This window comes from Micromonospora sp. NPDC005413 (genome assembly GCF_040606435.1).
Taxonomy (GTDB): Bacteria; Actinomycetota; Actinomycetes; order Mycobacteriales; family Micromonosporaceae; genus Micromonospora.
This window is the reverse complement of sequence record NZ_JBEXEV010000026.1, coordinates 1-20,027: the sequence shown is the minus strand read 5'-3', so window position 1 is coordinate 20,027 and position 20,027 is coordinate 1. Positions and strand designations below refer to the sequence as shown.

Genomic DNA, 20,027 nt, shown 5'->3' with positions numbered 1-20,027 from the left:
CCGTGGTGGCCTCACTCGGCAGCGCGCAGCGGGGCACCCCGCGCGCGCATGAACGGGATCGGATCGACCGCGCCCCGGCTGGACCGGTCATTGCGCAGGTGCACCTCGAAGTGCAGGTGGGGGCCGGACGAGTTGCCGCTGCTGCCGACCTGCCCGATGACCTCGCCGGCTGGCACGATCTGATCGGGAGCGACCCGGGGACGGGTCACCATGTGGCAGTACCGGGTGATGTAGCCACCGGCGTGCAGCAGATCGACGAACCACCCGCAGCCGCCCTTGCCCGGGTATCCGTCAACGTCGCAGTCCCGCCGGCCCCTGTTGTCGGGGTCGCAGCGGGCGACCAGCACGCGCCCGGCGGCGGCGGCACGGATCTCGGTGCCCTTGGCCGCGCCGATGTCCACCCCGTTGTGGCTGGGCCGCTCAGCGGAGCGGAAGCCCGAGCCGACGTCGCCGGGGATCGGTGCGGTCCAGCCGGAGGCGGCGATCTCGCCGCGCTCGGCCGCGTTGCACACCGCCTTGCCGTTGATCTCGACGGTACGGGCGGCACCGCCGGCCAGCGCGTCCACGATCGTGCTGGCCACCTCCTCGTGCTTGGCGTACGCGTCCGGGTAGGCGCTGATCTGGACCTGCTGCGCCACCACGGTCAGTGGTCGGCGCTGCCAGCTCCGGATCGTGACGAGCTTCTCGTAGAACTTGCGGGCCGTGTAGGCGGGGGTCATCCGCTCGGCGACCGAGCCCCACCCCGGCCGCTGCTGGAACAGGCCCAGCGAGTCGTGATCGGCCCCGACGCCCTCATGTGGCAGGGCCAGAGACTCCGGCACGTCACTGTTCGCCAGGTTGCGCAGGGCGGACTCCTGCATCGCCGTGGCCAGTGCGATGACCCAGCCCCGCGAGGGCACCCCCAGGTCCTGGCCGACCTTGATGATGATCGCGGCGTTGCGGACCTGCGCGTCGCCGTATTCGGTGAACCGGGGCAGTTCGCCGGCGATGTCCACTGGACGGACCGGGCCGCAACCCCAACCGGCCAGGTTGTCCCCGTTCTCCGCGTCGCCGCCGAGCCCACTGAGGAAGAACGCAGCGGTGCCCCCGGTGCAGCAGAGCAGGAGCAGCACCCCGGTGAGCATCGTGGCGATCACGCCGACCCGCAGTGGTCGGCGGACGGCGGCCGCGCCTCGGGCGGCGGTCATTGCCGTTCCCAATCCACCACGTCGACGAGCCAACCGTCGTCCGTGGTGACCAACTCAAGCCGGAGCCGACCGGTGTCGAGCGGCAGCAGCACCTCGACGAACGTCTCGCTGCGCGACCGCACCGCTGGTGGGCCTGCGACCTCCTCGGCCGGGACACCACCGGGGTCGGCGCCGGCGAGTTTCTCCGTCAGCGACGGCGTGGACAACGGCCGCAGGCCGGCCTGCCATTGCTCGGCCGTGATTCCGGGGCGGCCGAGCCAGGCCGCGGTGAACCGGTCCGCGGTCTGCTCGGGGGTGCGGGCACCGGGCGACGTCACCGGTGAGGGCGGAGCCTCGCTGGAAAGCACACCGTCGTCGCCGGCTGTCGGGTCCACGGTGGTGATCGGCCGGTTCGGCCGGCTACTCAACCCGTCCGCCGGATCGGCCGGGTCGGAGATCAGCCGGGTCGCCCCGAGCACGGCGAAGACGAGCACCGCGATTACCAGCGCCACGCCGAGCCGGGACCGCAGCGCCCGGGTGAAGAGAAACTCCAGGGCCCGTCGCATCACTGTCACCGTGCCTCTGAGCGCACCCGCGGTCCGGTGCGGTCCGGCGCACGCTCCGTGGAGCCAGGCCGGTAGACCACGAACGACGCGTTCTCAGCCGGCACGTCCGGCTCGGTCCAGGTCGCCGGCTGTCGGCGGCGAGGCTGGGGGGCGACCGGGCGGCCCCGGCCTCTGGTCTCCTCCGCCGGTGCCTCGTCGGGGCGTTCCTGCCCGTCGGGGCGTCCGGCGCTGGTACGACGGCCCTCGCCAGCGGCGGTCGGCGCCAGAACCGGGTCCTCCCGCCGCGCCTCCGGGCGCAGCCGGGTCTGCTCCGCATCCGGTGACCGTCGACGCCCGCCCACCGGCTCCGCCGTGCCGCCCGGCTCCGCCACGTCCAGTCGCGCGGCGGTCCGCATGTCGCGGAAGAACCGGCGGTGCCAGGACCCGGCCGAGCTGACCGCTTCGCTGCTGTCCTTGCCGCCGAGTTGGGTGATCCGGCGGTACGGCCGCAGCAGCAGCCAACCGACCACGCCGCAGAGCCAGACCAGCACCACCTGGAGCCAGCCCGGCAGGGTGGGGGTACTCATGATCAGGTCGACGGCGAACAGATAGATGGCGGCCCCGGTGCCGAAGATGGCGATGTTGAAAACCGCAGCGACCACGGCGTTCGCCAACCTCCGTAGCCCAGCGCTGGCTGGCCGGAGCAGACCGACCGTACCCAGGATGGGTGCCGCGATCACCGCCCACCGGAAGATCAGGAAGCCCAGCAGGACCAGCAACGACGCCGTCAGGTCGAACATGGCGAAGAGCACTGCGGCCAGCACCGCGATGAACCCCGCGCCCACCCGGTCCATGTCCCGCACACCCTGGAGGTACTCGTACGCCTCCGGGTCCTCGGTCTGGATCTGCTGGGCCACCCGCGCCCACTGCTGCTGCTTGGCCTTGATCGTCGCCTCCCGGGTGGCCGGGTTGGCGCGCATGGATTGGGCCTCGCCCCATGTCAGAGACCGTGCGTCGTACAAGGCCGGTCCGTACTTGCGGGCGGTCTCGCTATCCGCCGAACCCAGCACTCCGCGGAGCCAGTTTCGGTAGAGCATGGTCTCGGTAGCGGTGTCGCTGGCTCGGACAGCAGGGGTGCGAAGATCCTTGCAGCGATCAGGGTCCATGCATCGTCCTGGGTCCGGTTCCTTCGCCTGCGGGCCAACGGCGTCGTGCACCACCCCGAGACTGGTGACAAGTACGCCGTCGGCCATATTGGCCGACTTGACCGGCCAGGCAGCAAGTGCGGTGACCGCGACCATTACCAGCAGCGCCCAGCCGGCGGTGGTCATCGCGTTGCTCATGTCCGACTGGCGCGACCGCCAGAGCAGGTACAGCCCCACCACGCACAGGGTGACGATCCCGAAGACGCTGAACACCTTCTGGTACACGGCCTTGGTCGCCTGCTCGACCAGCGGGTCGGCCCAACCCCACATCGAACCGGGGTCCCAGGCGCGCTCCCTGAGCGCGTTTGACGCGCCGATGACTGCCGTGGCGGCCATGAACTCGCCATTGGCGATCGTGGTTGTGAACTTGTAGTCCGGATGCAGCACGCTCGAGGCGCAGCCGCCGTCGATGTCGTAGGTGGAGTAGCTGTAGCCCCCGTAGCCGTAGAGGCTGTACCGGCCAGCTACACCATTCGCTGCTTCTGCTGGTGGCGCGGCGGCAAACCAGCCCGCGAGCCCGGAGTCCGGCGTACCCGGGGTCGGTGCGTTACGGCATTTGACTTCGTCCTCGCTGACCGCTTGAAGCTTCCCCACGCAGGCCCGGAAGTCGGCCTGCCACTCCGGGGTCGTGCAGAGGTCGGCGCGGGCCTGGGCGGCGGGCGGTGCGGCGGCAGCCGCTTCCGCACCGAGCAGCGGCCAGGTGAGGGAGGCCCCGGCCAGTACGCCGAGGGCGAGCAGGAACGCCGCGATCCGTGCCCGGGCCCTCGCCATGTCACGCCTCCAGATCCGGCAGGGGGATGCTCGGCAGTACTCCGGCCGCCGCGGCGATCGCGGCGGGCGTCGTGTCGAGGTGGTCCAGCAGCCCTTCGACGTACGAGACGTCGACTCGGATCTTCTGCACCCGGCCGTCGACGTCGCGCATCACGAACTCGCGGAAGCCGAGCCGGGTGGCCGAGCTGGTGTCGGCGGCGGAGAGCGAGGCGAGGGTCGCTTCGTACCCGTCGTTGACCGGCACCCGCAGCAGCCGTAGCGCCTCGGAGGCGATCTCGGCGTCCTCGGCGATCCGGCCGACGAAGACGGTGGAGACGAGGTTCTGGACGTCGAGACCGAGGATGTCGCGGGGGTTCTGCGAGGCGACCAGCGCGGCGAGGTTCCACTTGCGGGAGTCGCGGGCGAGTCGGACCAGGAACGAACGCCCGGACCGCCAGCCCTCCATGAAGTGCGCCTCGTCCAGGCCGACGAGTTTGCGGGACGACATCGAGCCGCCGTAGCAGCGGCGGACGGCGAGCCGGTGCGCGGTGTGCAGCATCGGCAGGGCGAGTGCTTCCTCGGCCGACCAGTACTCCCGTTCGATCTTGAGGTCGGGCAACCGCAGCCCGGCCATGGTGATCACGGTGAGCGCGGCGTCGGCGCCGAGCAGCCCTTCCGGCGGCCGGCCGAAGAAGAGCATGGCCAGTGGCATCTCGGCGGTGTCCAGCAGGAGGTTCGCCAGTTCCTTGCCGGCGTCGTCGTCGAGCCGCCCGAGGCAGCTCACCACGTCGTCCAGGGTGGACGTCTCCTCGGCGGGAACCTGGCGGACCGCGTGCCGGAACAGGGTGGCGGTGGACGCCTCGCGGGCCACCTGTGGCGGCACGAGCATCATGCAGATGTCCTGGACCAGCATCCGCCGCTCGGCCCGCGCGTTGGAGACCGCGATCTCGAACTCCCGGTCGCCGGCGGCCCCGACGCCGAACTCGCTGCGCAGCGGCGTCGGGATGAGTGAGTATGGCGCCAGGGTGCCGTGCTCCGAGCCGGTCAGGTTCAGAACCCGGGAGTACGGCCGCAGTTCGGGCATCGCGCAGAGTCGGGCCAGTGGCCCGGACGGGTCGAGCAGGGTCACCTGGACACCTCGACGGGCGGCCAGGTAGCCCAGCGCGCCGAGCAGGGTCGACTTGCCACCGCCCGGTTCGGCGACGAAGACCGCGAGCCCGGAGCGTTCCCGGACCTCCATGGGGAAGTGCAGGTCGAGGAAGACCGGGCGGCGGCAGGTGCCGGCAGTCCGGCCGATCAGGTCGCCTCGCCGGTCACCCACGTTGGATGCGGCCTGGGGGAGCGCGGCGGCGAGCAGCGGCACCGGCATGCGGCGGACGTATCCGGTGTTGGCGATCGGCTCGCCGGGGATGAACTCGCGGGCCAGCCAGTCCTGGTTCTTCGGGTGCTGCAGCGAGATGCGTAGCTCCCGGGAGTAGAGCTGGATGAGCCGGCGGGCCCGCTCCAGGCACTCCTCTCTGGTCCGGCCGCCGACCGCGATCCGGTGCCAGCCGTGCGCACGGGCCGAGTCGACCGGCAGGCCGGTGGTCATCTCGTCGCCGATCACCAGCGCGCGCTTGGCCAGCCGCTCCAGCTCCGGGGGTGCGTCGATGCCGTGCTCGGCGTAGTCGAGCTGTTGTGAGCGGATCATCCGCAGCCGGTGTTCGAGATTACGGAAGGAGTCGCCGGAGCCGAGGATGTCGACGCGGGTCGAGATCTCCATCGGCCAGGGCAGCCGCTCGTGGAAGTGCAGCCAGGGCTCGTGCCGTTCCGGGATCTCCAGCGGCTCCATCCGGCCGACGGCGAGCACGGCCACGTGCCGTTCCTCGCCTGTCATCCGGTTGACCAGCTTCACGGTCGAGCCGTACGGGGTGCGGTAGCGCTCGACCTGCTCGGTCAGGGCGAGGAGATCGCCGCGTTCCCAGCGCCCGTCGGTCACCGGCGAGAGCTTCCCGGGTGGTGCCATGCACAGCGCCACCGAGCGGTAGAGCAGCCACTCCAGCTCCTGGGCGGTGACCCGCCGACCGCGCATGCCGAACGCACCGAGCACCTCGTCGAACTGCTCCACGGTACGGCCCAGCTTGCGGCGTTCACCGTCAGCGGTGCCCCGGCCGAAGGTGCGCAGCAACCGCTCGGTGAGCGAGTCGCCGAGGGAGCGGCGGGCGAAGGTGACGCCCAGGTAGGTCTGCCCCTCGGCGTGGTTGACCGACATCAGGTGCCGTTGGGCGGCGACCAGGTGGTCGGCCCAGCCGGTGGTGCCGGCCACGTCGGCGAGCGGTGCGGGGGTGTGCGCGTCGATGGTGCGCGCCCACTCGTCGGCGGGGAACGGCCGGGTGGTGCGGCGCAGGTGCAGCCGGAAGCCGGCCAGACCGGCGTACTGCTCGGAAATCGCCGACAACAGCGTTTCGCGTTCGGCGTCCGGTCGGAACGCCCAGCGGACCTCAGGCAGCCAGTACCAGGCGGTGACGGTGTTCGGGGTGAAGGTCAGGTGGCCGGCGATCTCGGTGATGGCCAGCTCGACCGACGGGTCCCGATCTCCGAACTTGATCTTGGGGGCGCGGACCCGGGTCGGCCGGACGGGTCGGTCCTGCCGGCTCGCGGCGCGCTGCGGGGGTGCGGCGACCTCTTTCCCGGCCACCTTGGACCGTTCCGAGCCGTTGGCGCGGCGCGGCGGCGGTTCCAGGGCTGGCCGGTCCACCGGGACCGTTGGTCGTTCTGCCGGCGCCGGTCGTTCCACCGGTGCCGTTGGCCGGCCCGACGTCGTCGTCGGCCGTCCGGCGGGTGCGGTGTCGGGTGGCCGGGTCACCGGACCGGTGGCCGTCGACACGGACACGCCCTCGGCGGTCGGGTCGTGCTCGCCCGATGGGCGGAGCAACGGCAGCCGGTCGCCGGCCTGATGGGGCACGCGGGACTCGCCGACGGGGCGGCCGCCTGCGCGTCGCGGCTCGGCGGACCGCCCCCCGCCGGAGGGTCGGTCGTCGGGCGTCCACGGTGGCTCCAGCTCAGGAGCCGGACGGGCCGGTGCCGGGGCGGCGGCGGGCGGTTGCTGCGGGATCGTCGGCTGCTCCCTGGTGCTCGGACCGGCCGAGATGGCTCGGGCCCCGCCGGGCCGGGCCCCGCCGAAGAGGTCCAGGAAGGGGGAGTCGATGTCAGCGTTCTCACCGGCCGACACCGAGGTGGGCTCGGCGGGTGGCGTCCGGCGGGAGACCGGCCGGGGTGCCTGGAACACGCCGACCGCGCCGTGGCCGGGCGAGGTCACCAGCGCGGGATCGAGCGCCACCTCGTCTTCATCCTCGGTGTAGTCGAATGAATGCGCACGGTGACCTGCCGGCGCGGCCGGGCGGCCGGCCGGGGAACCCGGCGTGGAAGAGCGACTCATGCGACCGCCTCACCCGCGTCGTGCGACGGACCGATCCGCGTACGCCCGGTCATGCCAGCTCCTCCCGAATCCTGATCCGGCTGCCGACCAGGCGCGGGTCGCGCTGCTCGATCGCCGGCTCCCGGGTGCGTCGCCAGTCGGTCAGCGCGGTGCGGATGACCACCCGCGCCGGCCGATCGGGGTCGACGTGCCGGAAGATGAATGACGTGGTCACGATGGCGAGCGCGATCTCCCACGCGGGGAAGAGCTCGACCGTCAACGTGAACAGCCAGTGGATGAACATGTAGAGGGGGACGAGCAGCATGAAGAGCCCGTACTGGGCGTAGGGCAGGTGGACCGGAAGGGTGTAACCGGGCGGCCCGAGGTAGACCAGGCGTGCCCGGTAGATGTCGTCGTCGGTACGCAGCCGCATCTGGTGACCGCGCCTATTCGAAGATCAGGTCGATCAGATAATCGCCGACGAAGAAGAGTGTTGCCGCGCCGGCGATGAAGGCGAGCCCGACGATGGCGATCGCGGAGCTCGTCAGCACCTTGGAGATCTCGCCCCGGCTGGCGCGGCCGATGAAGATGACGCCCAGGACGGCGAGCAGGATCGGCGCGATCTTGCTGGCGAAGAAGGTGACCACACTGTTGGTGTCGATCCCCTTCGGTGCCGGCTCGGCGAGCGGAGCCGACGCCAGGGTGGAGAGCGCGTGGGCGACGCCGGACGACGCCGTCTCCATGAGCTCGAAGGCGATCACTGGAACCTCCCCATAGCGCGGCCGGCGGTGCCGCGGCGGTGCAATAGGCAAGCCTTGCGGGAAATGTGCTCACAGGGCGCAGCGTTCTTGACCCTGCGTTCGTTACTCACCACGGAGCGTGGCGAGGTTTGGGCGGATTTTCCCCGCTTCGGCCCTCCCTCCAAGCTTCGCCATCTCGATGCTGGCCAATTCCAAAGCGTACGGGCCGCCCCGGATTGCGACAAGCCGCGAAGGGGCTGCCCGTTACTGCCCAGACGCCCGATAGTACACCTGTTCTAAAGGGCACGTCAGAGGTGGTTGTGGAGGCCGACCCGGCTCGGTGGGCGCCGCTGCCGCGACCGGTACCGTCTAGTCGTGACCGATCTGGTGCGGGCTTCGGGCCCGGTGGTGATGGGCGTCCTCAACGTCACACCGGACTCCTTCTCCGACGGCGGACGGTACGCCGACCTCGACGCGGCCGTCGGACATGGCGTCCGTCTGCGCGACGCCGGTGCGCACCTGGTGGACATCGGAGGCGAGTCGACCCGTCCGGGCGCGCAACGGATCGATGCCGCCACCGAGGTCGACCGGGTGGTGCCGGTCATCCGCGAGCTGACTGCCGCCGGCGTGGCGGTCAGCATCGACACCAGCCGCGCACAAGTGGCGGAGGCCGCTCTGGCTGCCGGGGCGGCGGTGGTCAACGACGTCTCCGGCGGGCTGGCCGATCCGGACATGGTCCGCGTGGTCCGCGACGCGTGCTGCCCCTGGGTGTTGATGCACTGGCGTGGCCATTCCCGTGAGATGCGCGAGCTGGCCAGCTACACCGACGTGGTGGCCGACGTCCGAGCCGAGTTGGCTCAACGGATCGACGCGGCGCTGGCCGCCGGGGTGGCCGCCGACCGCCTCATCGTCGACCCCGGCCTTGGCTTCGCCAAGACGGCCGCGCACAACTGGGAGCTCAGCGCCCGCCTGCCGGAGCTGCTGGACCTCGGCTACCCGCTGCTCTTCGGGGCCAGCCGCAAGTCGTACCTCGGCGGGCTGCTCGCCGCCCCGGACGGCACCCCACGCCCCACCGCTCAGCGGGAGGCGGCCACCGTGGCGACCAGTGTGCTGGCGGTCGCCGCGGGTGCCTGGGGGGTTCGCGTGCACGACGTGCGGGCCACCGCCGACGCGCTCGCCGTCTGGGCCGCGACCGGCAGCCCGCGCCTGGCCGCCGCCGATCACGAGCAAGAGGTGCAGCGATGACAACCGACCGGATCCACCTGACCGGCCTGCGGGCCCGCGGCCGGCACGGGGTGTACGACTTCGAGCGTGCCCAGGGGCAGGACTTCGTGGTCGACGCCGTCCTCGAGTTGGACCTGTCCCCGGCCGCCGCCAGCGACGACGTGACCGACACCGTCCACTACGGCGAGCTGGCCGAACGCCTGGTCGCGGTGGTGACCGGCGAACCGGTCAACCTGATCGAGACCCTCGCGGACCGGCTCCTCGCGGTCTGCCTGGCCGACGAGCGGGTCGCCGCCGCCACGATCACCGTGCACAAGCCGGAGGCCCCCGTGCCGCACACCTTCACCGACGTGGCCGTCACCATGACCCGGACGTGTGGCCGATGACCAGGGCCGTGCTGTCGCTGGGCAGCAACCTGGGCGACCGGCTGGGTCACCTGCGCACGGCCGTCACCACGTTCGGCGACGCCGTGCTCGTGCTCTCCGGGGTGTACGAGACTCCACCGTGGGGCGACGTCGAGCAGCCCGCGTACCTCAACGCGGTGTTGCTGGCCCAGGACGAGACCGCGACCCCGCGCGACTGGCTGGAGCGGGCCCGCGGCGCGGAGCGCGCGGCCGGTCGGGTCCGTGACCCGCAGCGGCGGTTCGGGCCGCGCACCCTCGACGTGGACGTGATCGCGGTCTGGGGCGACGACGACGAGCCGGTGCTCAGCGACGACCCGGAGCTGACCCTGCCGCACCCCCGGGCGCACCTGCGCGCCTTCGTGCTGCGGCCGTGGATCGACATCCAGCCGTACGGGCGGTTGCCCGGTCACGGCTGGCTGACCGACCTGTTGACCACCGGACCCGCGGCGAACGAGGCGCTGGAACTGCGTCCCAGGCCGGAGTTGGCGTTAGAGTCGACGGCATGACCGAGCGGAGCCGGCTGGCATGACGCAGGCGAAGTCCCCACCACCGGGCGGGTCGGGCCCGGATCGGTCGCGGATGGGCCCCACCCGGATCTCGACCCTGGTCGTGGCCGCCCTGGCCGCGGCGGCGGTGGCCTGGCTGCTCATCAGCACCCTCTACTACAGCGGCATCCCCCGGTTGCCCTGGCTGCCGGTGGTGACGCTGGCCGGGCTCGCCGTGCTCGAGGCGTACGCCGCGATCAACACCCGGGGTCGGATCGAGCGCAAGCCCGGCCGGGACCCGGTCAACCCGCTGATGGTTGCCCGCTTCGTGGTGCTGGCCAAGGCGTCGGCCCTGGCCGCGGCCATCTTCGCCGGCTTCTACGCGGGGCTCAGCGGCTGGCTCTTCGTGGAGACCACCCGCGCCGCCCTGGACGATCGACCGGCCGCGGGCGGGGGGCTGCTCGCCTCGCTGGCCCTGGTCGGCGCCGCGCTGTGGCTGGAGCGCTCCTGCCGGGTGCCGGAACGCCCGGACGACGAGCGCGAGCAGGACCCACGGGAGAGCCGCCCCGGCCAGCGCTGAGCAGGGGGTTACGCCCAGCTCCGGGCACGGGTACGGTGCCTGCGATCGGGGAGCAAGGGCCGCCCACGGTCTGTCCGCGCGCCGGACTGGGGACGGCCGGCCACTGGGGAGGCGGCGTCATGGGGTACGAAGAAGCGGGCCGGGACCGGTCGGCCGAACCGTCGTCCGGGGTGCCCGCCGCCGTTCTGGAGAACGTCTTCGACGACCCCACCCACGGTGAGCCCGGCCGGGATCGAATCGGCGTTCATCTGGGATGGGAGTTCCTGCTGCTGGTCGGGCTGGCTGCTCTGGGCTGGCTGCTCTGGCACGACAATCCGGCCGCCCTGCGCGGCGGCAACCTGCGCACGTTGCTGGTCCACGCGGTCGGGCTGGGGATGCTCGCCCTCGCCGCCGGGCTGAGCCTGCGCACGGCCGCACCGAACCTGGCCGTCGGGCCGATCGCGGTCGCCGCGGCCCTGCACTACGCCGAGCAGGGCGATCGGGGTCTGCCGGCGTCGGTCGGCCCGGCCGTGGGGGTCGCCGCCCTGGGCGGGATCGCGCTGGCGCTGGCGGTGGTGGTGCTGCACGTGCCGGGCTGGGCTGCCAGCCTGGCCGGTGCGGCCGGTGTGGTGGTGTTCATCGAACGCCGTTCGGCGCCTGTGCTGGTGCAGGGTGACTACGACGCCGGGCGCAGCGCCGGATATCTCTTCGCCGGTTTCGCCGCCGTGGCCGTCCTCGGCGGGCTGTTCGGTGCGATCCGGGCCATTCGCCGGCTGGTCGGCCGGTACCGGCCGGTCACCGATCCAGCCCGTCGGCGGGGCGCGGTGGCCGCCATGGTCACCGCGGTCGCGCTGGTCGGCTCCACCGTGCTGGCCGCCCTCGCCGGCGTGCTGCTCGCTGCCAACGGCTCCAGGTCGGTCGCGCCCACCTCGGGGCTGGACTGGACGGTGCTGGCGATCGGGGTGACCCTGCTCGCTGGCACCAGCGCGTACGGCCGTCGGGGCGGTGTGTTCGGCACGGTGCTGGCGGTCAGCCTGGTGACCGTCTTCCAGACGTACGCGCCGGAGCGCGGCTGGACGCTGAGCAACTGGGTGGTCGGCGGTGCCGCGCTCGGCGTCGGATTGCTGGTCACCCGGCTGGTCGAAACGTTCGGGCGGCCCCGGCCGGGCAGCACCGACACGCCCGACCCGGTCGGCGACGGCACGATCAGCACGGGCTGGACGATGTCGCAGTCGCAGTCGGTCGAGAACTGGCCCCCGACGCTGCCGACACCGGCCGCGCCCCAACCGGTCGACCCGTGGCGGGATCCGCGTTGGGAGGACAGCCCGCGCCGGTGGAACGCCGACGAGCGGTGACCCGTGTCGCGTCCGCCGAGCCGGAGCTGATCTCGACCGTTAGGCTCGGCGGCATGACCGACACACCTGCCGGAGCCTCGTTCGAGGAGCTCGACGCGCTGTCCACCGAGGAGCTGCGGGAGCGGGCGTTCGCCCGGGCCCGCGAGCGTCGCGACGTGGGGTTCTACTGGTCGGTGCTGCGGCACCTGCCGAACGCGGACGAGGCCACGGTGCTGGACGGCGCACCGAACTCGATCGGCCCGACCATCGACGAGGCCAACGCGCTGTGGCGGGAGCTGACCGGTCACGGCTACGAGGAGTCCGCGCCGCTGCTGCGGGCCGCCTTCATCGACTACCTGATGAAGCACTGAGCCGCTCGGGGCAGCCCAGGTCCGCTCGACCGAACGGTTCGGGGCCTGGGCGGATCACGTCGCTCATCAGCCGCTCCGGCCCGGTCAGCCGCTATGGCACCGCGGCCGGCACCGGCGCGCTCGCCGTGTTGTTGCTGGTCGGCATCTGCGGTAGCCCGGCCTACACCGGTTGGGCCGTCACACAGACCGACCCGGAGTCGGCCGGCGCCTTCTACGTGCGCCTGCTCGCGTGGCCAGCGTGGCGGCTCGACGCGGACGGGCAGGCCGGCGGGTTGTTCGCCGCCGACCTGCGCGCCGTGCTGCTGGTGGTCCTCGCGGTGGCCCTGCTCTACCTTCTGCCCGCCGCCCAGGTGGCCCGGGTGCCCGGGTCGGTCAGCCAGTTCTTCTCCGGCTGGGCCGCGTACGTGCTGGCCGGCGGGCTCGCCGCCGTGCTCGCGGCGCTGCTCGGCCCGGACCCGTCGCTGCTGGGTGCCTTGCAGGACGCCAGCACCGGTGCCGGCTATGGCTTCCTCACCGGCTGGATCATCGGCACCGCCAGCCTCGGCGGTCGCGCCTGAGCTGACCGGACCGCCGACCCCAGCGGCCCGGTCGTCGCTGGTCAGCCCGTCGAGCGGCCGAGGTCGAGGACGCGTTGTCGGCTCAGCGCACCCACTGGGCGGCCGGCGTCGGTCACCACGAGCTGGTCCCGTCCCGAGGTGAGCAGTACGGCCAGCGCGTCGTACGCGGAGCCGTCCAGTGCGACGGTGGGCAGGTCCGCCGCGGCGTCCCCGGGCACTGGCTCCAGCGACTCCCGGTCGAGTGGGGTGACCGCCAGCCGGCGGATGCCCCGGTCGGCGCCGACGAACTCGCGTACGAACGGGGTGGCGGGTGCGCCGAGCAGTGCGGCCGGCGTGTCGTACTGCTCCAGGTGCCCTCCCTCGGAGAGCACCGCGATCCGGTCGCCGAGTCGGACGGCCTCGTCGAGGTCGTGGGTGACCAGCACGATCGTCTTGCGGACCTCGGCCTGAAGGCGGAGGAACTCCTCCTGGAGACGGGCCCGGACGATCGGGTCCACGGCCGAGAACGGCTCGTCCATCAGCAGCACCACCGGGTCGGCGGCGAGCGCGCGCGCCACCCCGACCCGCTGCCGCTGGCCACCCGACAGCTCGTGCGGGTAGCGGTTGCCGAACTGGGATGGATCCAGCCCGACCAGGTCGAGCAGCTCGTCGACCCGGGCCCGGGTCTGGGCTTTGGGCCACCGGAGCAGGCTCGGCACGGTGGCCACGTTGGTCCGAATCGTCTGGTGTGGAAAGAGGCCGACGTTCTGGATCACGTACCCGATTCGGCGGCGCAGCCGCACCGGGTCGACGTCGGTGACGTCCTCGTCGCCGAGCGTGATCCGACCGCTGGTCGGCTCGATCAGGCGATTGATCATGCGGAGCACTGTCGACTTGCCGCAGCCGGACGGGCCGATCAGCACCACCAGCTCGCCGGCCCGGACGTCCAGGCTGAGCTCCCGGACAGCCTCGGTGCCGTTCGGGTAGCGCTTCTGGATGCCGTGCAGGGAGATCGACGCCGCGCGAGGGGATCGGGCCACGTCGGCGGCCCCCGGGGTAACGTCCACGTATGTCCTTCCGCCTGAGCTACCGGGCTGACCCGGGTAATCCCTGGTTCTCCTGGCAGTACGTGCGGAACAACTCTGACACGATCGTCGCCGCGGTGCGCGAACACGCCTCCCTCACCGGGCGCGCGGTGCTGATCGCGGTGTTGATCGCCCTGCCGTTGTCCGTGCTGGCGTACTGGGTCCGTCCGCTCGCCGGTCCGATCCTCGCCGTCAGTGGGGTGGTCTACACCATCCCGTCGTTGGCGCTCTTCGCGTTCATCGCGCCCTACCTGGGCACCGGGAGCACCACTGTGCTGGTGGGGCTGGTCCTCTACGCGTTGCTGCTGATCGTGCGCAACGTGGTGGCCGGCCTCAACCAGGTGCCTCCGGAGGTTCGCGAGGCCGCCGAGGGAATGGGGTACGGCCGGTGGCGGCGGCTGTTCCGGATCGACCTGCCGCTGGCCGTGCCGGGCATCGTGACCGGTGTGCGGTTGGCGACCGTCTCCACGGTGGCGTTGGTCACGGTCGGGGTGCTGGTCGGGCATGGCGGCCTCGGTCAGTTGATCTTCTCGGGCTTCCAGAACAACCTCTACAAGGCTGAGATCATGACCGCGGCCCTGCTCTGCGTGGCGCTCGCGGTCGTGCTCGACCTGCTGCTCGTCCTGGTCGCCCGGTTGGTGACCCCCTGGTCCACCCGGAGGGCACGGTGACCGTCGCGGCGAACCCGATCGGCCAGGCGGTCGTCTGGGTCAACGACCCACTGAACTGGACCAACCCCGGGGGCATGCTGGACCGCCTCGTGGAGCACCTGACGATCTCGGCCATGGCGGTGGCGCTCGGCTGCCTGGTGGCGTGGCCGCTCGGTCTCTGGCTGGGTCACGTCGGCCGGGGCGGTGGCCTGGTGGTGCTGGTGTCCAACGCCACCCTGGCCATCCCCACCCTGGCGCTGCTGACCATCCTGCCGGTGGTCTTCGCCAGCGGCTTCGGGCGGACACCGGTCGTGGTGGCGTTGGCCGTCTTCGCCGTCCCGCCGCTGCTGGCCAACGCGTACACCGGGGTGCGGCAGGTCGATCCGGAGGTCCGCGACGCGGCCCGGGGGATGGGCCTGTCCGGCGGGCAGTTGCTGCGCCGGGTGGAGTTGCCGCTCGCGGTGCCCTACCTGGCCGCCGGGTTCCGGACCGCCGCGGTCCAGGTGATCGCGACCGCCGCGCTGGCCTCGTTCGTCAACGGCGGCGGCCTTGGCCAGATCATCCGGAGTGGGTTCGGCATCGGTATCGCGGCCGGCGGGGGCCAGATCGTCGCTGGCGGCGTGCTGGTTGCCGGGCTCGCGCTGCTGGCGGAGGTGGTCCTCGGCGGTGTCGAACGGCTGGTCACCCCCCGTCCGCTGCGGCGCGGGCGGCAGAGCGCGGGGCGGGCCCGGCCCGCCGACGCCACCGGGAGCGCCTGACCCGCGTTTCGCGGGCGACTCCTCCGGGTGAGCCTTGCGCCGAGCCGGCGGCCAGCGGCGGGCCGATCGGTGACGATGCGGTGACGAAGTCCACCCCAGGTTGTCGGTCGGTTGCGGAGGATGTTGGGTGGATATTCGCGGGCGACCGACAGTCAGGATCGCCCGTCGGACACGCGGCCGGCCCGGTACGGGCCGCGCCGGGACACGGAAGGCGGGCACATGCGCGCACGTACACGTCTGGCTATCGGCGCCATCGGCGCCGTCGCCGGGGCAGCGCTCCTCACCGGGTGCGGTGATGCCGGCTCGTCCGGCACCGACGCGCCCCAGCAGAGCGCCTCGGGCGCCGGGTGTGCCCCGGTCGCCGGCCAGCAGCTCATCGCTCTGCAGGACGACAAGAAGCTCCAGAACTCCGACAACGTCATCCCGGCGATCAACAGCAAGGCGGCCAACCCACAGTTGATCGCCGCACTGGACAAGGTCTCCGCGGCGCTCGACACCCCGAAGCTGATCCTGCTCAACAAGGCCGTCAACGAAGACCGCAAGACCCCCAAGGTGGCGGCCGAGGAGTTCGCCTCCGGCAACAACCTCACCGCGGGCATCGCCAAGGGTCCGGGCGGCGAGATCGTGGTGGGCGCCGGAAACTTCGCCGAGAGCCAGACCCTGGGTGAGCTGTACCGGATCGCGCTCACCGCCGCCGGCTACCAGGTCAGGGTGCAGCAGATCGGCAACCGGGAGCTCTACGAGCCGGCTCTGGAGAAGGGCGAGGTCCAGGTCGTCCCGGAGTACGCGGCGACCATGGCCGAGTTCCTCAACACCAAGGTCAACGGCCCCAATGCCCAGCCGGTCTCCTCGCCCGACATCAACACGACGGTGACCGCGCTCAAGGCCGAGGGCGACAAGGCCGGCATCACCTTCGGTGCGCCGGCCGCCGCACAGGACCAGAACGCCTTCGCCGTCACGAAGGCCTTCGCCGACAAATACGGCGTGCGGACCCTTTCCGAGTTGGCCGCGAAGTGCTCCGGCACCGCGACCGTGCTGGGTGGCCCGCCGGAGTGCGAGCAGCGTCCGTTCTGCAAGCCGGGCCTGGAGAAGACGTACGGGCTGTCGGTCGGCTCGTTCTCCTCGCTGGACCAGGGCGGGCCGCTGACCAAGAGCGGGTTGCGCGACGGCTCGATCAGCGTGGGCCTGATCTTCTCCTCGGACAGCGCCTTCGCCACCAGCTGAGCCCTCTCCTGACGTGCTGAGGACGCCCTCGCCCCAACCGGGCGGGGGCGTCCGCGCGTCCCGGGACCCCGTTCCCTCCGGTGGAGATCCTCGGTAGGCTGCACATCCATGCCAGCCCCGGTCACCCCTGACGTCCGGCGCCAACCAGCGCTGCTGACCATGCTCTTCTGGGCGGGCGTCGCTCTCGCGCCGGTGGCGGCGCTGATCCTGCTGGTCGCCGACGGCAACGGTCCGCTGCGCTTCGCCGCGGTGCTCGCGATCCTCGCGGTGGTGCTGATTGGCCTCTCCATCGCGCTGCGGTCCGACGGTGAGGGCGCCTCCGCGCGGGCCGACGAGCTGCTGGATGAAATTGAGGAACTCCGCCGGGAGTTGCGTACCGAGATCGTGGCCGCCGCCCAGCGCGGTAACCAGGCGCTCGACCAGGCGCAGCGGGCCCAGGAGGGCGTCGCCGCGGTTCGCCGCCGTCTCGACGCCAGCGGTGCCGCCCTCGCCGGTGCGGCCCCCGCTGGCGAGCAGGTGGGGCCCGGCCGGGCGCGGGTGCCGGCCGTCGAGCCGCCGGTGGACAACGCGCCGGTGGCCCGTAGCCGGGTCCCGCTGCCGGGTGACGCACCGCCCGGCCGCGCCCGGGTGTCGGGCCCGGACGATTCGGCCCGGTGGGGTCGCTCCGAGCAGGTGGACGACGACGAGCCGGCGTACCCACGGGAGGCCGCCCAACCAGCGGCGACCGCGGGGATGTACGGCGCGGAACGGCCGGCCGCCACCGCGTACGGCTCGGCCCGCCCTCGGGAGCACGACCGCCCCGAACCGGCGCACCGCCCGGTCGGCGTGGTCCGGCACACCGAAACCGTGCACGTCACCACCCGGCACACAGTGGTGGACGGCGGGCCGTCCGAGCAGGCTGGGCGCTACGGCGGCGGGTACGCCGGCCAGTGGACCCCGCCTGCGCAGGAGTGGAGCCGGGGTGACGGCGCGGATGAGCGTTCCCGCTCGGCCGGCCGGTCGAGGGGCGAGCCGGAGGAGCGCCCCCGAGCCGGGTACGGCGACGACCGGCACTCCGACGACGACCGGTCTCGGCCCGGCGACAACCGCTCCTGGGGGGCACAGCCCGCGCCCCGGGGCGAGCCGGAGTGGACCGATCCGCGCAACGCGTACGGCCAGCCCGACGAGCCCGGCTCAGCCGCCCGGTCGCACCGCACCCCGGAGAGGCCGGCCTCGGGTTCCTGGGACAGCCCGGACGATCGCGGTTGGTCGGAGCAGCGTGATCGGGCGAGCGTTGCCGCGCCGCAGCCCGGGCCGCCTCTGCGGGCCGACGACACCGGCGAGTACTGGTCGCAGTTGCGGGCCGGTGACCGGTGGGCCGCCGTCCGCGACGACGAGAACGGCCGTGAGCTGCGGGTCGGGGAGCGCCGGGCCGAGGTGCACGCCGACGCCAACGGCACCGAGTACCGGGTAGCCGACCGCTGGGCCGCCGTCCGTCATGAGGAGCCGCGCCGTCATGAGGAGCCGCGCCGTGAGGAGCGCGGGTCGTACCACCGGGACGAGCCGGCACCCCGGCACGACCGTGACGGCGGCTGGCGGGCCGAGCCTGCGGACCGGCCGGCGCTACCGGTGGGTGGCGTGCCGGTGCCGGACGAGTGGCACCCACCGCGCCAGCGCGGCCACCAGGCGGAACCCGCACCGGAGCGGACCGGCCGGCGTCGGGTCGACGAGCGTTACGGCTACCCGCCGCAGGACGACGTACCGCGCGCTGGCGGCGCCCCGTCCGGTGAGCGCTGGCGCTGACAGGTCAGGCGGCTCTCGTCACTTGTCGATGTCGCCGACCACGAAGAACATCGAGCCGAGGATCGCGATCAGATCCGGGACCAGGCAGCCGGGAAGCAGGGTGGCCAGAGCCTGCACGTTCGCGTACGAGGCGGTGCGCAGCTTCAACCGCCACGGCGTCTTCTCGCCCCGCGACACCAGGTAGTAGCCGTTGATGCCGAGCGGGTTCTCGGTCCAGGCGTAGGTGTGCCCCTCCGGTGCCTTGAGCACCTTCGGCAGCCGGGTGTTGATCGGCCCGGTCAGCTGGTCCACTCTGTCCAGGCACTGCTCGGCGAGGTCCAGCGACGCGTACACCTGGTCGAGCAGCACCTCGAAGCGGGCGTGGCAGTCCCCGGTGGTGCGGGTGACCACCGGCACGTCCAGCTCGTCGTACGCCAGGTAGGGCTCGTCGCGGCGCAGGTCCAGGTCGAGCCCGGAGGCGCGGGCCACCGGCCCGGACGCGCCGAACGCGGCGGCGTCGGCGGCGGAGAGCACGCCGACGCCCACGGTCCGGGCCAGGAAGATCTCGTTGCGCCGGATCAGGTGGTCCAGGTCGGGCAACCGCCGGCGCACCTCGCCGATCGCCGCGCGGGCACGCCCGGTCCAGCCGTACGGCACCTCCTCCTTGAGGCCGCCCACCCGGTTGAACATGTAGTGGATCCGGCCGCCGGAGACCTCCTCCATCACCGCCTGGATGGTCTCCCGCTCCCGGAAGGCGTAGAACATCGGCGTGATCGCGCCGATCTCCAGCGGGTAGGAGCCGAGGAACATCAGGTGGTTGAGCACCCGGTTCAGCTCGGCCAGCGCCATCCGCAGCCAGGTGGCCCGCTCCGGCACCTCCATGCCCATCAGGCGTTCCACCGCGAGCACCACACCCAGCTCGTTGGAGAACGCCGAGAGCCAGTCGTGCCGGTTGGCCAGCACGATGATCTGCCGGTAGTCGCGCACCTCGAAGAGCTTCTCCGCGCCCCGGTGCATGTAACCGACGAGCGGTTCGCAGGAGATCACCCGCTCGCCGTCGAGCACCAGCTTCAGTCGCAGCACACCGTGCGTCGAGGGGTGCTGCGGGCCGATGTTCAGCACCATGTCGGTGCCGAGCTGCTGACCGCCGGTGTCGGCGACCAGACCGGCCCCGGTGCCGACGGTCAGTTCGCGGAGGTCCCCGGCGTCGGTGGTCATGCCCGTCATCGTGCCACGGCCGGCCCGAGCGGGATGCCGACCGGTTGGCGCAGCCACCAGTGCCCGCCGAGCCCGGCCGGGTCGGTCAGCTCGGCCACCGCCGACGCGGCGGCCAGCGCCCGCACGTACCCCGCAGGGTCCGTGCCGGCCAGGCTCAGCGGCGGTCGGCCGCCGTCGGCCCCGAGCGCCCGCAGCGCCTCCCGCTGCATGACGAGGGAGTACGCACACCGGGCGACCGCCGCACCGGCGGAGGCGACCGAGTCCATGGCCACGTGCGCGGTCACATCACTCGAACCGTTCGGCACCGGAGGCACCTGCCGCCCAGCCCGGTAACCGGTCAGCGTCCCGTCGACCGGCCGGTCGTCGCGCAGGTGCCCGTAGTCCACGGCCACCGCCATGCCCCGGCTGATCTTCCGGACCGCGTTCGCCCAGGCTTCGTCCCTCGCTCGTCCGATCTCCGCCCTCGTTCGGTGGTCGCTGTGGGGGGTTTCCGGGCAGCCCGGCCGGCTCCGGGCGGTCAGGCTTGTTGCCAGCGCCCGCCCGGGGGGCCCGCAAAACCCCACCCCGACCCCGGGGGCGGGAGTCCACGGGGGCCGCCCCCCGGGGGGGCCGGGC

General features: G+C 72.5%; 19 protein-coding genes and 1 pseudogene. 11 read left to right on the top strand and 9 right to left on the bottom strand.

Annotation, left to right across the window (positions count from 1 at the left end; translation table 11 throughout):
- Positions 1-11: 11 nt before the first annotated feature.
- The 6 genes from ABZS37_RS23500 to ABZS37_RS23475 are packed head-to-tail and all read right to left on the bottom strand — an operon-like array spanning position 12 to position 7,824.
- A complete protein-coding gene (locus tag ABZS37_RS23500; RefSeq protein WP_355172175.1) occupies positions 12-1,187 on the bottom strand; it encodes a M23 family metallopeptidase in 1,176 nt (391 codons plus the stop codon).
- A complete protein-coding gene (locus ABZS37_RS23495; RefSeq protein WP_355172173.1) occupies positions 1,184-1,741 on the bottom strand; it encodes a hypothetical protein in 558 nt (185 codons plus the stop codon). The genes ABZS37_RS23500 and ABZS37_RS23495 overlap by 4 nt, the downstream gene beginning before the upstream one ends.
- A complete protein-coding gene (locus ABZS37_RS23490) occupies positions 1,738-3,687 on the bottom strand; it encodes an MFS transporter (RefSeq protein WP_355172171.1) in 1,950 nt (649 codons plus the stop codon). The genes ABZS37_RS23495 and ABZS37_RS23490 overlap by 4 nt, the downstream gene beginning before the upstream one ends.
- Position 3,688: 1 nt before the next feature.
- The gene (locus ABZS37_RS23485; protein ID WP_355172169.1) at positions 3,689-7,084 is read right to left on the bottom strand and encodes an ATP-binding protein; all 3,396 of its coding nucleotides are present in this window, start codon (positions 7,082-7,084) and stop codon (positions 3,689-3,691) included.
- A 49-nt stretch (positions 7,085-7,133) separates the two neighbouring features.
- Positions 7,134-7,496 (bottom strand): hypothetical protein, encoded by a 363-nt coding sequence (locus ABZS37_RS23480; RefSeq protein WP_007466101.1) that lies wholly within the window; start codon positions 7,494-7,496, stop codon positions 7,134-7,136.
- A gap of 13 nt (positions 7,497-7,509) precedes the next feature.
- Positions 7,510-7,824 (bottom strand): hypothetical protein, encoded by a 315-nt coding sequence (locus tag ABZS37_RS23475; protein WP_030327982.1) that lies wholly within the window; start codon positions 7,822-7,824, stop codon positions 7,510-7,512.
- 354 nt (positions 7,825-8,178) lie between these two features.
- Between ABZS37_RS23475 and folP the strand changes: the two genes are divergently transcribed.
- From folP to ABZS37_RS23440, 7 genes are all read left to right on the top strand, one after another.
- The gene (gene folP / locus ABZS37_RS23470) at positions 8,179-9,048 is read left to right on the top strand and encodes a dihydropteroate synthase (RefSeq protein WP_355172167.1); all 870 of its coding nucleotides are present in this window, start codon (positions 8,179-8,181) and stop codon (positions 9,046-9,048) included.
- On the top strand, positions 9,045-9,413 hold the full coding sequence (folB, locus tag ABZS37_RS23465) for a dihydroneopterin aldolase (protein WP_355172165.1): 369 nt from the start codon (positions 9,045-9,047) through the stop codon (positions 9,411-9,413). The genes folP and folB overlap by 4 nt, the downstream gene beginning before the upstream one ends.
- A complete protein-coding gene (folK, locus tag ABZS37_RS23460) occupies positions 9,410-9,937 on the top strand; it encodes a 2-amino-4-hydroxy-6-hydroxymethyldihydropteridine diphosphokinase (protein ID WP_355172163.1) in 528 nt (175 codons plus the stop codon). The genes folB and folK overlap by 4 nt, the downstream gene beginning before the upstream one ends.
- Before the next feature lie 19 nt (positions 9,938-9,956).
- Positions 9,957-10,496 carry a DUF3180 domain-containing protein gene (locus tag ABZS37_RS23455; protein WP_355172161.1) on the top strand — a complete coding sequence of 180 codons (540 nt, stop codon included), beginning with the start codon at positions 9,957-9,959 and terminating at the stop codon, positions 10,494-10,496.
- Between the two features lie 119 nt (positions 10,497-10,615).
- The gene (locus tag ABZS37_RS23450; protein WP_355172159.1) at positions 10,616-11,830 is read left to right on the top strand and encodes an ABC transporter permease; all 1,215 of its coding nucleotides are present in this window, start codon (positions 10,616-10,618) and stop codon (positions 11,828-11,830) included.
- Between the two features lie 53 nt (positions 11,831-11,883).
- Complete coding sequence (locus ABZS37_RS23445) at positions 11,884-12,180, top strand: hypothetical protein (protein ID WP_354994580.1); 297 nt, start codon at positions 11,884-11,886, stop codon at positions 12,178-12,180.
- 53 nt (positions 12,181-12,233) lie between these two features.
- A complete protein-coding gene (locus ABZS37_RS23440; protein ID WP_355172302.1) occupies positions 12,234-12,737 on the top strand; it encodes a hypothetical protein in 504 nt (167 codons plus the stop codon).
- Positions 12,738-12,778: 41 nt separating this feature from the next.
- On the opposite strand, the gene ABZS37_RS23435 is transcribed toward ABZS37_RS23440, so the two are convergent.
- The gene (locus ABZS37_RS23435) at positions 12,779-13,783 is read right to left on the bottom strand and encodes an ATP-binding cassette domain-containing protein (RefSeq protein ID WP_355172157.1); all 1,005 of its coding nucleotides are present in this window, start codon (positions 13,781-13,783) and stop codon (positions 12,779-12,781) included.
- 2 nt (positions 13,784-13,785) lie between these two features.
- On the opposite strand from ABZS37_RS23435, the gene ABZS37_RS23430 reads away from it, so the two are divergent.
- From ABZS37_RS23430 to ABZS37_RS23415, 4 genes are all read left to right on the top strand, one after another.
- Positions 13,786-14,472, top strand: coding sequence for an ABC transporter permease (locus tag ABZS37_RS23430; protein WP_355172155.1), 687 nt, complete (start codon positions 13,786-13,788; stop codon positions 14,470-14,472).
- Positions 14,469-15,209, top strand: a complete 741-nt coding sequence (locus tag ABZS37_RS23425; RefSeq protein WP_355172154.1) for an ABC transporter permease — start codon at positions 14,469-14,471, stop codon at positions 15,207-15,209. The genes ABZS37_RS23430 and ABZS37_RS23425 overlap by 4 nt, the downstream gene beginning before the upstream one ends.
- Before the next feature lie 219 nt (positions 15,210-15,428).
- Complete coding sequence (locus ABZS37_RS23420) at positions 15,429-16,433, top strand: glycine betaine ABC transporter substrate-binding protein (protein WP_355172153.1); 1,005 nt, start codon at positions 15,429-15,431, stop codon at positions 16,431-16,433.
- A 108-nt stretch (positions 16,434-16,541) separates the two neighbouring features.
- Positions 16,542-18,215, top strand: a complete 1,674-nt coding sequence (locus ABZS37_RS23415) for a hypothetical protein (protein WP_355172151.1) — start codon at positions 16,542-16,544, stop codon at positions 18,213-18,215.
- A gap of 18 nt (positions 18,216-18,233) precedes the next feature.
- On the opposite strand, the gene ABZS37_RS23410 is transcribed toward ABZS37_RS23415, so the two are convergent.
- A complete protein-coding gene (locus ABZS37_RS23410; protein WP_355172149.1) occupies positions 18,234-19,421 on the bottom strand; it encodes an NADH-quinone oxidoreductase subunit D in 1,188 nt (395 codons plus the stop codon).
- Positions 19,418-19,879 (bottom strand): annotated as a pseudogene (locus ABZS37_RS23405) (SAM-dependent methyltransferase); the annotation flags it as partial. The gene ABZS37_RS23410 and the pseudogene ABZS37_RS23405, both read right to left, overlap by 4 nt.
- Positions 19,880-20,027: the final 148 nt, after the last annotated feature.

Excerpts from the sequence above, each read along its gene's own strand:
- ABZS37_RS23485 (WP_355172169.1), bottom strand. The coding sequence starts at position 7,084 with ATGAGTCGCTCTTCCACGCCGGGTTCCCCGGCCGGCCGCCCGGCCGCG.
- folK (WP_355172163.1), top strand. The coding sequence starts at position 9,410 with ATGACCAGGGCCGTGCTGTCGCTGGGCAGCAACCTGGGCGACCGGCTG.
- ABZS37_RS23410 (WP_355172149.1), bottom strand. The coding sequence starts at position 19,421 with ATGACGGGCATGACCACCGACGCCGGGGACCTCCGCGAACTGACCGTC.
- ABZS37_RS23480 (WP_007466101.1), bottom strand. The coding sequence starts at position 7,496 with ATGCGGCTGCGTACCGACGACGACATCTACCGGGCACGCCTGGTCTAC.
- ABZS37_RS23490 (WP_355172171.1), bottom strand. The coding sequence starts at position 3,687 with ATGGCGAGGGCCCGGGCACGGATCGCGGCGTTCCTGCTCGCCCTCGGC.
- ABZS37_RS23430 (WP_355172155.1), top strand. The coding sequence starts at position 13,786 with ATGTCCTTCCGCCTGAGCTACCGGGCTGACCCGGGTAATCCCTGGTTC.
- ABZS37_RS23500 (WP_355172175.1), bottom strand. The coding sequence starts at position 1,187 with ATGACCGCCGCCCGAGGCGCGGCCGCCGTCCGCCGACCACTGCGGGTC.
- ABZS37_RS23455 (WP_355172161.1), top strand. The coding sequence starts at position 9,957 with ATGACGCAGGCGAAGTCCCCACCACCGGGCGGGTCGGGCCCGGATCGG.
- folB (WP_355172165.1), top strand. The coding sequence starts at position 9,045 with ATGACAACCGACCGGATCCACCTGACCGGCCTGCGGGCCCGCGGCCGG.
- ABZS37_RS23415 (WP_355172151.1), top strand. The coding sequence starts at position 16,542 with ATGCCAGCCCCGGTCACCCCTGACGTCCGGCGCCAACCAGCGCTGCTG.
- ABZS37_RS23445 (WP_354994580.1), top strand. The coding sequence starts at position 11,884 with ATGACCGACACACCTGCCGGAGCCTCGTTCGAGGAGCTCGACGCGCTG.
- ABZS37_RS23420 (WP_355172153.1), top strand. The coding sequence starts at position 15,429 with ATGCGCGCACGTACACGTCTGGCTATCGGCGCCATCGGCGCCGTCGCC.
- ABZS37_RS23450 (WP_355172159.1), top strand. The coding sequence starts at position 10,616 with ATGGGGTACGAAGAAGCGGGCCGGGACCGGTCGGCCGAACCGTCGTCC.